Here is an 11,727-nt window from a genome sequence, read left to right on the forward strand (position 1 = left end):
TATGAGTTACAGAGTACTTTTAGTCGAAGATGAAGCGGCTATACGCAAATTTGTTAAGATAAACTTAGTTAAGGAGGGCTACATCGTTAGCGATTTTCCAAGCGCAGAAGAGGCTCTAGAAGCGTGCAAAGAGGAAAGTTTCGATATAGCGGTTCTTGATATAATGCTTGAAAAGATGGATGGAGTCACACTTCTTAAGATACTTAGAGAAGTTTATCCAAACATGGCAATAATTATGCTAACTGCAAAGAGCGAAGACATTGACAAGATAAATGCTTTTGAATCAGGCGCTGATGATTATTTATCAAAGCCATTCAATCCAAAAGAGCTTATATTAAGAATTAAATCCATCAGCAGAAGGCTCATCGCTGATAAAAAAGAAGAAAAAGAAATTGTTCTAGGCAAGTTTAGGATAGATTTGAATTTAAAAGATTTTTATCTTAATGATGAGCTTATCGAGCTAACACCAACTGAGTTTGGCATAATCAAATATTTAATCGAAAATGCTAATAAGCTTGTAAAGAGAAAAGAAATTGTCAAAACAGTTTGGGGCTATGATTATCTAATGGATACAAAGCTAGTTGATGTCAATATATCAAGGCTTAGAAAGAAGATAGAGAAGGATCCATCAAATCCTGAGCATCTAAAAACTATTTGGGGAGAGGGATTTACTTTTGAATACAAAGAATAGTTTAAAGAAGAGCTTGATGCAAAATTTCATCTTGCTTGTCTTTATCTCGCTTGTGCTTATAAATATTTTCTCGTCTTACATGTTCAAGAGATTTTATTATAATCAAACTATTAAAAATGCTAAGGATACCTTGAATATGTATGTTGATTACGATAGAAAATTTTATGGTTTTACAAGCAATGATAAAATAAAGGAAGCAATTAATCAGCATCCAAACCTCTTCTATAACAATATTGATCAAAGGCTCGAAATTTTGGACACGGATGGCACAGTGCTATTTGATTCGGAAGGCTATAAATACACTACGGTCCCTGAGATTGAAACACTTATTAAGAATGGCAGCGCGACTTGGATAGGACGTGACCAGGCATCTGGAGATAGAGTTTTAACAGTTAGTACAGCTGTTAAACATAAGGATGAGCCTATATATTATTTAAGATTATTTTTTGGCTTAGGGCAAGTTGATGAGTTTACTAGTAAACTATCTATCATCATAGCGGCAATAAGCCTTTTAGTCTTGCTCGTTTGTATTTTTATTTCAAATTTTATAAGTGATTCAATTGTAAATCCAATAAAATATTTAACAAGGATAGCCATGCGCATGTCGAAGGGCAATTATAAAGAAAAATCAAAGCTTGAGTTAAAAAATGAGATAGGCGCCTTATCGAACGCGATGAATACGCTATCTGACGAGATAATCAAGCATGATGAGTTAAAGAATGAATTCATCGCCAATATTTCGCATGAGTTAAGAACGCCTCTTACCTCGTTAACTGGCTGGGCATATACACTTAAAGATGGCGGCCTTGATCAAGAGACGACAGAGCTTGCTCATGATATATTAATTAGCGAGAGCGAAAGACTTAGCTCACTTTTAGAGGAACTTCTTGATTTTTCAAGACTTATCTCAGGAAAAATTTCTCTTAACAAAGATTATTTCGATTTAAAAATATGTGTTGAAAATATCACAAAGCAAGTATTTCCAAAGCTTGAGAAGAATAAAGAGACAATCGAGCTTAATGTTTCACCAGCTTCATATATTTATTATGGCGATGAGAACAGAATTAAGCAGGTAATGATAAATTTACTTGATAACGCTGTTAAATTTAATAAAGAGCGTGGTCTTATCACGGTTAATCTTTATCAAGATAAGGATAATTTTTTCATCGATGTTATTGACCAAGGCGTTGGTATTGATGATGATGAAATTAAATACGTTTTCGAAAAATTTTATGCGGGCAAAAAATCTAAATCACACACAGGTATTGGTCTTGCCATAGTTAAGGAGATTGTCACGCTTCACAAAGGAAGCGTTGAAATTGAGTCGAAGCCGGGCGAAGGCACTAAATTTACGGTAAGATTAGCTAAGGAGCTTAAAGATGAAAAAAATTCTTAGTTTGATTTCGCTTGTCATAATCGTAATGACATTAGCTTCGTGCTCACCCAAAAAAAATATTTCAAATCCAGACCTATATGGCGTTTGGCAAGTAAAAGAGATAAAAGATGTTGAAGAAAAACAAAAAGAGGTAGATGCTGCACTTAGAGTTGATGACTACATCTACATAAGTGAAGATGACTACATCATAGGTAACGACGTAATTAAAGAGGCTGATGTAAAATATAGAAAAGTATCTTTAAAAGATTATCTTTTCTTTAATTATAAGATAGAGCTAAATAATATTGATGGCGCAGATGCTGATGTTTACTCGATTTATGAAAATGGCAATTTTAGATACGACCTCATCATTAACGATGGTAAAATGATGATTAAACTTGGCAAATATCTTTACACGCTAACAAAAACTGATAAAAAACTTGACGAGATGCATCTTAAGGAGCTAGTTACACTTGTTGAAAGCACTCAAGACCTTGAAGGAGAAGTCATAGATGAAAATATCGGATTTTTGATGGGCGTGAGAGAAGATAACGGAGGTACTTATAAGTACAAAACCATATACATGCAGCCATATAAGGGCGAGGCATACGAGCTTGATTATTTATTAGTGCCAAGGCGCGACGGTTTTGCAAGGATTGAAAATGTTAGCATTGACAAGGACGGCGTATATCAAGAGGACTTTTTAGTTATCAATGACCATGTTAATACTTTTAAATCTATAATTTTATATGATGCCGAAAAAGAAAAGAAACTTGATAGACTAAGAAAAATTTTATTCGTTGGCAATGATTATTTTTCTTATGAAATAGAGTCAAAATTTAATGACAACGGAGATATAGGTGTATATTTTCTTGATAATTACTCTCAAAACAACAAAGCCTCTCTACGTGAGTTAATTGAAGATGACGAAGCAGACAATACCAAGACCTATAGCATGGATGAGTTTAAAAATATTTTAAATGACGAAAGAAATTTAGCTGTTGAGAGAAACAACGGTTACTGGATACTTAAGAAGAGGGACTATGATATTAATCATCCTAGACTTTATGAGGATAGTTATGTTATGAAGAGGCCAAATAAAAATCTTGTGCGCTTTGATGAGCTTTATTTTAATTACGAAAGTCTTAAAGAAAAATTCCCTAAGCTTAAGGATGCCTTCAGTGCGCCTAACAAATCCATGGTCATGATATATAAGGACAAAACTTTCTCTGCCTATGAAGTTTTTAAAGATCATATATATGATGAAATCTTCTCAATCGATTTAAATTCAAATATAATTATGAATGAGTGGGCACTTGGTCAATACGGTGACATGTGGAAGGAAAAATTTATCTCGCTTGGCGCAAAAAAGATAAAATAATTAGGCTTGCAAATAGAGTCTGTATGTAGTATAATTAGTAATCATGGCGAGGGTGAAGTAATGGGTACTATAAAATCGATTTTAGAAAAAATACTTACAGAAGTAAAACCATATATGACAGAAACGTCACTTATATTTATAGTGGCACTTGTTTTTGCGGTTTTAGTTTTATTTTTGCATATAGCTTTTATGAAGTATAAATTTGTTAAATATATACCGACTATAAGCTTAATAATATTTGCCGTTTTTGTTTTATTAAAGGGCAATAAGAGAAGTATACTTCAAGCATCAATCATTGATTTGAAGCTTGCAATCATCTCATTGACGGCTGCTTTTACCTCACTTTTTGTAGCTATAGCTATGGGTTCCATGGCAAAGAGAAGAAAGTCAAGAAAGACCAGAGTAAAAAGAAGTAAAAGTGAAGAAACAGATAAAGAAACAAGTAAATAAAATATAGAAAGAGTAGATATTTAAACCATCTACTCTTTTTTTGCGTTCTCTTCTATTAATTTTAATTTTGCTTCTTTATTAAGCTTTTTTATCGCTGCCTCTCTTTGCATTGCCTCTTCCTTGGTTAAAAAGCTCTCGTAGTGAACTAGCTCAAAGGGTCCGCGCCCTCTAGTGTATTTCGCGCCTTTACCGCTTCTATGCTTTTTTATGCGCTTATAAATATTATCGGTGTAGCCAGTATAGATAGACCCGTCCTTGCACCTAAGCATGTATATATAATAAATCTTATTCATTATATATCGACTATGTCCTTTATGTCTGAGTAATCAAAGCCTCTGCTGATTAAAAAACGAATAATTTTATTTTTTCTCTTATACTCATCGGTCTCGCTCTTAGTTGCTTCAAGTTTTCTCTCGTAAGCTTCTTTAAGCGCATCATACTGCATATCACTTGCTTCTTCTATCGCTTCATTTATTTTATCGTCATCTATCCCTCTTTGTTTTAACTCGTAGACAATTTTTCTAGCGCCTTTATTTTTTATACGAAAACTATCTTCAACGAAAAATTTTACATACAAATCATCATCAACAAGGCCCACTTCTTCAATGTAGTCACAAACTTCACTCGTTTCTTCATCAGTGAAACCCTTTCTGATTAGATAATCATAGACATCTTTCTTCGTCTTTATGTTCTTTAAATATTTAATTGCATAATTATAAGCTTTTTCGTTCATAATACACCTCTAAATTAATTCTAACAGATTAGTAAATTTTTTTCAATATCCATGGCAAAAACTCTTCATTTGTGATAAAATAAAGATGAGGTGAAAGCTGTGGACTTTTTTTCAATATTGTCAATGATATTAAAATATATTTTTATAATAATTATATATCTTTTCGTTTTTCAAATAGCGAAGATGATTTTCCAAGATATAAAGTCTACTCAAGCTTCGAAGAAGGGCGCGTACTTAATGCTTTTAGGCGATGAAGAAAAAGATAAGATATATCCAATCAGAGAGAGCTTAAGCGTTGGCCGCGATAGATATTCAGATATAAGGCTTGATTATAATTTTGTGTCAAAAAATCATTTTATAATTGAAGAAGATGGCGGAGAATATTATTTAAGTGATCTTGGTAGTAAAAACGGCACTTATGTCAATGGAACTAAGATTGATGATGAGGTCATCTTAGAGGACGGAGACATAATTGAGCTTAATGACATAAAATTTGTTTTTGTAAATAGGGAGCAATAAATGAGAAAAAAAGTAAAGATATCAAGTTCCTTATTGTTGGTCTTTATGTTTGTAATACTTGAACTTAGTTTATTTTTCTTCTACAAGGATATGAAGCCAACACAAAATTTTATATATTATACAGCTGGAGTACTTGTACTTATTTATCTATTAAATATTTTACTTATAAAGATATCACCAAAGGCGGATCGATATTTAAACCTTATCGTTTCAATGCTATTTTCAATAGGAACTTTTGAGATACTAAGGCTTGATGAGACGAGTGGCTTTAGACAAATTATTTGGATAAGTATAGGCATAATTGTATTTTATCTCGCCATATTTATATTAACGGCGATGAAAAATAAATTCAATAAGATGTTTTTTATAGTATTATCACTTATATACATACTATTTATAATTACACTTGTGCTAGGTAAGACAAAGTATGGAGCAAGAAATTGGATCAGGCTTGGACCAATTAGATTTCAGCCGGGAGAGTTCATCAAGATATTATATATATTCTTGCAGGCTATTTATTATAAAAATTATAAGAGATACGCGTCAATTAAGTTTGGACCAGAGATATTTACTCTTATCTCATATAGCTTCATAATGTTTTTCTTCTTGCAAAAAGATCTTGGCTCAGCAGTTATCATCTACGGTATGATGATGTTTAGCGAATTTGTATTTGAGAAGAAAAAATATTTAAAGTATGTGAATTTACTTTTAGCAGTCGTGATGAGCGTCGTAAGCTATTATTTATTTAGTCACGTAAGAGTTAGGGTTTTAAGCTTTATCAATCCATGGGACTACATGGACGGTATTGGCCTACAAATAACACAGTCGCTCTTCGCCATCAGTTCAGGTGGTTTCGTCGGAACAGGAATTGGATTAGGGCTTCCAAATACAATACCAGTAGCGACAAGCGATTTTATCTTCTCGGCTATATGTGAAGAGATGGGCACACTTGTAGGCATTGCAGTTATCATGCTATTTATAATGCTTATATCGAGAATGTTTAAAATATCACTAAAATCGAATGACACTTTTTATAAAGTTTTGAGCTTTAACTGTGCGGTATTATTTTCAATTCAATCGCTATTAATATTAGGCGGCGTTTTAAAATTGATACCACTAACAGGCGTTACGCTTCCTTTTGTTGCCTATGGAGGAACATCAATTTTGGCGTCATTCATAGTACTAGCCATGGTGCAGCTTTCAAGCATAGAAGGTGAAGTCGATGGATAGAACGAATAAGAGAATTATAATTTCTTTAATAATATTTTTGGCGGCATTTTTTGGAATAATATTTTATTTAACATATTTCCAACTATTCTTGGCTAAGGACATAAAAAATAATCCTTATAACAGAAGAAATAGGGTCGACGAAGAAAATGTAATTAGAGGAACAATTTATGATAGGAAGGGCACAGTACTTGCTGAAACAAAAGTTAAAGGCGAAGAAAAGACCAGAATATATCCATTTGGACAAAGATACTCGCACGTAATTGGTTACACTAGCAAAAAATATGGCAAGCAGGGTCTTGAAAGCACTTTCAACGATGTTTTGACGGGTACCGACAAAGACGATTATTTCAAAGACATAAGAAAGATTTTTAATGATAGAGCAGGTAAATCATTAGTTTTATCTATAGACAATGATTTAGAAGGCCTAATCGAGAAAAATTTTGCTAAAGATAAAGGCGCTGTCATTGTCATGGACAACAGGACTGGAGAGATACTTGCTATGCACTCAAACCCAGGATTTAATCCATCTACTATTGATCAAAACTGGGATGACTTTGTAAATTCAAATAACGGTGAGCTTTTAAATAGAGCAGCCCAAGGACTATATCAACCGGGCTCAACTTTTAAACTCGTGAGCGCTATGGCGATTTTAAAGTCAAAACAGGATTTAAATTATACAGATACAGGTAAAGAGTCGGTCGACTCGTATATATTTAAAAATTCTGGCGGTAAAAAATATGGCAACATAGATTTAAACACAGCCATGAGCAATTCCATAAACACTTATTTTATTAATAAGATTATGAATATGGATAAAGATAAATTTTTTGATACGATTGAAGAATTTTATATCGATAAAGATTTTGATTTTGATTTAGTTTTTGCCAAATCAAAATTCAATAGAGATGCTGGCAAAACCGAGATAGCCTCTGACGCCATAGGTCAAGGATCAATACTTGTTAGTCCACTCAATATGCTTATGATGACGAGTGCCATCTGCAAGGAAGGCGTTATGATTAAGCCATACATTGTTAAGATGGTCAAGGACAATAAAGGCACTTTACTTGAATCGACTAAGAGTGAAATTTATAAAACTATTAGCAATAAAGAGGATGCCGATAAAGTTAAAGAGGCGATGATAGAGACAGCAAAGAGAGGTACTGCAAGCTCTTTACAAAGAAAAGGCTTTACAATTGGTGCAAAAACTGGTACAGCTGAGCTTGGCAAGGGCAAGTACAACGCATGGCTCGTAAGTTTCATTCAGTCGGATAAGCTTGACTACAGCATCTGTGTTGTGAGTGAAGACCAAAGAAAGATGGGCTACCAAATGCAAGGCATTGTTAAACTGATAAATAATTATTTAATAAAAAACTATAATAAATAGAAAGGGATGTTAACATGGACGAATTAAAAACAAGGGATCAAATTGAGGAACAATTTAAGTGGGATCTTACAAAAATCTTTGAAAGTGATGAAAAATGGCTTGAAGAGTACGAAAAGTTCTCTAAAGATTTTTTAAAGCTAAGTGATTATGAAGGAAAACTTGGTGAAAGCGCAACGACTTTATTTGAATTTACTAAATTAAAATATGATCTTATTCATAGACTTGAATTAATTTATGTTTATGCAAGCTTAAAATTTTCACAAGACACTACAGATACAAAGAGCCAAGAGCTTGCTGACAAGGCACAATCAGTAGAAGTTAAGTTTTCAACAGTACTTGCTTTTGAATCACCTGAAATTTTAAAGATAGGAAGAAAGAAAATTGAAGAATTTATCTCTGAAGAAAAAGGCCTTGAAGAGTACAGAAAGACTTTTGAAGATATACTTAGATATGAAGCTCACACACTAAGTGAAAAAGAAGAGGCATTATTATCAAAAGCAGGCGATTTATATAGCGCACCAGATGATATCTACCAAATGTTCTCTTATGCTGATCTAAAATTTGATTCAGTTGCAGATAAAGATGGCAAGATGCATCCACTTAGCTCAGGTGTATTCACTAAGCTTCTTTCATCAGATGATGAAGTTTTAAGAAAAAATACATTTAACACATACTATGACAATTATGCTGATCATATCAATATGCTTGCAGCTACATTAAAGGCAGCTGTTAAGAAAAACATTTTTAGAGCAGAAGTTAGAAATTTCAAGAGCGCTAGAGAAGCGGCACTTTTCGCAAATGCTGTTGATGAAAAAATTTATGACAATCTAATCGAATCAGTTCATGATAAAATTCACTATCTTCATAGATATATGAAGCTTAGAAAGAAATACATGGGACTAAAAGAACAACACATGTATGATATATACATGCCAATGCTTAGCAGTTTAAAATTTGAGATAGATTATCCAGAAGCAACTGAAATTATAAAAGAAGCAATTGCTCCACTTGGCAAAGAATATCAAGACATTGCTTATAAGGGATATCACTCAAGATGGGTTGACGTTTATGAAACAAAGGGCAAAAGAGGCGGAGCCTTCTCATCAGGTGTTAAGGGTACTTATCCATACATCTTATTAAATCATAATAAATCAGTTGACTCATTATTCACATGCTGTCACGAAATGGGTCACTCAATGCACTCATACTTAACAAACACAAATCAACCTATTCAATATGCTAACTATAGTATATTCTTAGCAGAGATAGCTTCAACAATGAATGAAACACTATTAACTCATTACATGATTGACAATGCTAAGACTAAAGAAGAAAAATTATATTTCATAGATAATTATCTTGAATCATTTAGAACAACACTATATAGACAAGCGATGTTTGCTGAATTTGAAAATATAATTCACAAGTACGCTCAAGAGGGCGGTACATTAAACGCTGATTTCTTAAATAAAACTTACTATGACTTAAATAAATTTTATTATGGTGAAGATGTAGTTGTTGATGATAAAATCAAATACGAATGGGCAAGAATACCTCATTTCTACTACAATTTCTACGTGTTCCAATACTCAACAGGCATCAGCTGCGCTACAGAATTTGCTAGAAAAGTTCTTTCTAAAGAAGAAGGAGCAGTTGAAAAATATCTTGGCTTCTTATCAAAGGGATCAAGCGAGTACCCAATTGACATACTTAAAGAAGCTGGCGTAGATATGACTAAGAAGGACCCAATACTAAACAGTTTAGATACATTTAATGAATTTATGGATAAGTTTGAAGAACTTATGTAGGAGGACCTATGTTCGAACAAGTTAAGGATGTATTAGTAAATTTTAAACTAAGCTACCTTGTCGACATCACAATCATTGCCTTAATAATATATCAACTATATAAGCTTGTTAAGCAAACAAGAGCTGAGCAGCTAACAAAAGGCTTCTTGGCCTTGCTTATAGTTACCAAGCTAAGCGACGTTTTTCACCTATATACACTTAGGTGGTTAATTGAAAACCTATTCAATGTAGGTCTTATCGCTTTAGTTGTTGTATTTCAGCCAGAATTGAGACGTGGACTAGAGTATATAGGAAGGATGAAGTTTTTTTCTAAATCCATTTCCGAGTTTAAAAAAGAAAATTTTTCAAGAACAGTTAATGAGATAGTTGACGCCTGCCTATCATTATCAAGGCAAAAGATAGGCGCACTTATAGTTATCGAGAGAAAAACCGGTCTTAACGAGATAGTTGATACAGGTACTGACATAGACGGACTTGTATCAAGTGACTTACTTATCAATATATTTATACCAAACACACCTCTACATGATGGCGCAGTAGTTATTAAGAGTGATAAGATTAGAGCTGCTGCTTGTTTTTTACCATTAACAGATAATCAAAACGTTCCAAGAGAATTAGGTACAAGACATAGAGCAGCACTTGGCGTAACAGAGATGAGTGATGCACTTGCAGTTATAGTATCAGAAGAGACAGGATCCATATCCACAGCAGAAGAAGGCGTTATTTCAAGATACTTAGACGAAAACACACTTAGAGAAAAATTATTAAGCGTTTATTTACCAGAAAGTAGCGAAGAAAAAGCATTATTTAAATGGAGGGCAAAAGATGAAGTTCAAGATGAAGAAGTTCAAGATCAAGAACAAGAATAATATCATTGCAAAAGTAGTCTCAGTCATCGTTGCCATCTTTCTTTGGTACTATGTTATGGGACTTGTCAATCCAGAAGAAACAAGGACATATAGAAATATTAACGTAGCATTTAAAAATATTGAATACCTTAATAACACTAAACTTGTTAATCTTGGACCAAATGAGGCAAAAGTTTCAGTTCAAGTAAAAGGTAAAAAGAGTGAGCTTGATAATATTAACGAAAACAACATCAAAGCAGCCATAGACTTTAGAGGCTACGATTCAGGTCAAGTTAGGATACCAGTTAAAGCAGAAATCATTGGCCAATACAATACCTTGCAAGTAACATCAGTTGGACCATCAGAGGTAATTTTTAATCTTGATAGCGTTGAATCATATAAGAAGCCTATAGAAGTAAGACAAAAGGGCGAAGTTAAAGAAAATTGTGCTTTGTCAGACATATCCATGGACGTGGAAAATGTTAAATTGACAGGACCAGAAAGCTATTTAGCAAAAGTTGATAAAGTTATAGCCGAGATTGATTTAACAAATAAGGATAAACCATTTACAATATCAAGTAAATTATATGCAGTTGATATAAAAGATAATCAAATCGATCAAGTGAGTCTATATCCACAAGTGGTTAATATCAATGTACAGATAGATAAAACAAAATCTGTTCCTATAGAAACAGACTTTGTAAGTCATTTGCCAAGCAATTACAAAATTGTTAATATCAAAACTAATCCACAAAAGCTAGTTATCAAAGGACAAGACGATATCGATAGTGTTAATTCAATCAAGACAGAAAAGATAGAGGTAAGCGATGCAGTTGAGCCAAAGGATGGCGAATTAGTAGTTAAACCAATACTTCCACAAGGCGTTTCACTTCTTGATGATAGTGTAAAAATCACGGTGACATATGAAGTAGAAGAAGAGGCTGAAAAAGAAATTAAAGTGCCTATAGAAAATCTTGAGCTAGTTAATCTAAAAGATGATATGGAACTAAAAGATACAAATGAAAAGTTTATAACAATAAAATTAAAAGGATACAAATCCGTCTTAGACAAGATAGACGAAGAAACATTCAAACTTATGGCAGACGCATCAAACGTAACAATAGAGGGCAAACAACAACTTAGACTTGAGCTAGTAACAGACAAAGAGTATCTGGATTTAATTAACGACACTATTAGCCTAGACTTTGCAATGAAAAACAATTAAAAAAAATAATATGAAGAAAAACTGAGTAAGATCTTACTCAGTTTTCTTTTTATATAAGAAAAATTTATAATAAGTGAATAAAG

Annotated in this window: 12 protein-coding genes; 10 read left to right on the plus strand and 2 right to left on the minus strand. The window is 33.1% G+C overall.

The features are described 5' to 3' along the window. Position 1 precedes the first annotated feature (1 nt). Genes BN30_RS07825 through BN30_RS07840 form a run of 4 tightly spaced genes read left to right on the plus strand, consistent with a single transcriptional unit; the run spans position 2 to position 3,897 of the window. Entirely contained in the window at positions 2-691 is a 690-nt protein-coding gene (locus tag BN30_RS07825; protein ID WP_019214954.1) for a response regulator transcription factor, read from the plus strand. After that, on the plus strand, positions 675-2,087 hold the full coding sequence (locus tag BN30_RS07830; protein WP_019214955.1) for a sensor histidine kinase: 1,413 nt from the start codon (positions 675-677) through the stop codon (positions 2,085-2,087). Before BN30_RS07825 ends, BN30_RS07830 begins: the two co-directional genes overlap by 17 nt. Then, a complete protein-coding gene (locus BN30_RS07835) occupies positions 2,071-3,447 on the plus strand; it encodes a hypothetical protein (protein WP_019214956.1) in 1,377 nt (458 codons plus the stop codon). Before BN30_RS07830 ends, BN30_RS07835 begins: the two co-directional genes overlap by 17 nt. A 60-nt stretch (positions 3,448-3,507) precedes the next feature. Then, the gene (locus BN30_RS07840; RefSeq protein WP_019214957.1) at positions 3,508-3,897 is read left to right on the plus strand and encodes a hypothetical protein; all 390 of its coding nucleotides are present in this window, start codon (positions 3,508-3,510) and stop codon (positions 3,895-3,897) included. Between the two features lie 29 nt (positions 3,898-3,926). Here the strand turns inward: BN30_RS07840 and BN30_RS07845 are convergent, their stop codons facing one another. After that, positions 3,927-4,190, minus strand: a complete 264-nt coding sequence (locus BN30_RS07845) for a GIY-YIG nuclease family protein (protein WP_019214958.1) — start codon at positions 4,188-4,190, stop codon at positions 3,927-3,929. Next, positions 4,190-4,630 (minus strand): regulatory protein RecX, encoded by a 441-nt coding sequence (locus BN30_RS07850; protein WP_019214959.1) that lies wholly within the window; start codon positions 4,628-4,630, stop codon positions 4,190-4,192. Before BN30_RS07850 ends, BN30_RS07845 begins: the two co-directional genes overlap by 1 nt. A gap of 99 nt (positions 4,631-4,729) precedes the next feature. Between BN30_RS07850 and BN30_RS07855 the strand changes: the two genes are divergently transcribed. Genes BN30_RS07855 through BN30_RS07880 form a run of 6 tightly spaced genes read left to right on the plus strand, consistent with a single transcriptional unit; the run spans position 4,730 to position 11,644 of the window. Continuing rightward, on the plus strand, positions 4,730-5,149 hold the full coding sequence (locus BN30_RS07855) for an FHA domain-containing protein (RefSeq protein WP_019214960.1): 420 nt from the start codon (positions 4,730-4,732) through the stop codon (positions 5,147-5,149). Further along, a complete protein-coding gene (locus BN30_RS07860) occupies positions 5,150-6,379 on the plus strand; it encodes an FtsW/RodA/SpoVE family cell cycle protein (protein ID WP_019214961.1) in 1,230 nt (409 codons plus the stop codon). It begins immediately after the preceding gene. Then, positions 6,372-7,763, plus strand: coding sequence for a peptidoglycan D,D-transpeptidase FtsI family protein (locus BN30_RS07865; RefSeq protein WP_019214962.1), 1,392 nt, complete (start codon positions 6,372-6,374; stop codon positions 7,761-7,763). Before BN30_RS07860 ends, BN30_RS07865 begins: the two co-directional genes overlap by 8 nt. A gap of 14 nt (positions 7,764-7,777) precedes the next feature. Beyond that, the gene (gene pepF, locus BN30_RS07870; protein ID WP_019214963.1) at positions 7,778-9,571 is read left to right on the plus strand and encodes an oligoendopeptidase F; all 1,794 of its coding nucleotides are present in this window, start codon (positions 7,778-7,780) and stop codon (positions 9,569-9,571) included. 8 nt (positions 9,572-9,579) lie between these two features. Beyond that, on the plus strand, positions 9,580-10,440 hold the full coding sequence (gene cdaA / locus BN30_RS07875; RefSeq protein ID WP_019214964.1) for a diadenylate cyclase CdaA: 861 nt from the start codon (positions 9,580-9,582) through the stop codon (positions 10,438-10,440). Next, positions 10,397-11,644: a CdaR family protein gene (locus BN30_RS07880; protein WP_019214965.1), complete on the plus strand. Its 1,248-nt coding sequence runs from the start codon at positions 10,397-10,399 to the stop codon at positions 11,642-11,644. The genes cdaA and BN30_RS07880 overlap by 44 nt, the downstream gene beginning before the upstream one ends. Positions 11,645-11,727: the final 83 nt, after the last annotated feature.

Origin of the sequence: Fenollaria massiliensis, assembly GCF_000312505.2 — a bacterium.
Taxonomy (GTDB): Bacteria; Bacillota; Clostridia; order Tissierellales; family Peptoniphilaceae; genus Fenollaria; species Fenollaria massiliensis.

Excerpts from the sequence above, each read along its gene's own strand:
- BN30_RS07825 (WP_019214954.1), top strand. The coding sequence starts at position 2 with ATGAGTTACAGAGTACTTTTAGTCGAAGATGAAGCGGCTATACGCAAA.
- BN30_RS07835 (WP_019214956.1), top strand. The coding sequence starts at position 2,071 with ATGAAAAAAATTCTTAGTTTGATTTCGCTTGTCATAATCGTAATGACA.
- BN30_RS07840 (WP_019214957.1), top strand. The coding sequence starts at position 3,508 with ATGGGTACTATAAAATCGATTTTAGAAAAAATACTTACAGAAGTAAAA.
- BN30_RS07845 (WP_019214958.1), bottom strand. The coding sequence starts at position 4,190 with ATGAATAAGATTTATTATATATACATGCTTAGGTGCAAGGACGGGTCT.
- BN30_RS07850 (WP_019214959.1), bottom strand. The coding sequence starts at position 4,630 with ATGAACGAAAAAGCTTATAATTATGCAATTAAATATTTAAAGAACATA.
- BN30_RS07860 (WP_019214961.1), top strand. The coding sequence starts at position 5,150 with ATGAGAAAAAAAGTAAAGATATCAAGTTCCTTATTGTTGGTCTTTATG.
- BN30_RS07865 (WP_019214962.1), top strand. The coding sequence starts at position 6,372 with ATGGATAGAACGAATAAGAGAATTATAATTTCTTTAATAATATTTTTG.
- pepF (WP_019214963.1), top strand. The coding sequence starts at position 7,778 with ATGGACGAATTAAAAACAAGGGATCAAATTGAGGAACAATTTAAGTGG.
- cdaA (WP_019214964.1), top strand. The coding sequence starts at position 9,580 with ATGTTCGAACAAGTTAAGGATGTATTAGTAAATTTTAAACTAAGCTAC.
- BN30_RS07880 (WP_019214965.1), top strand. The coding sequence starts at position 10,397 with ATGAAGTTCAAGATGAAGAAGTTCAAGATCAAGAACAAGAATAATATC.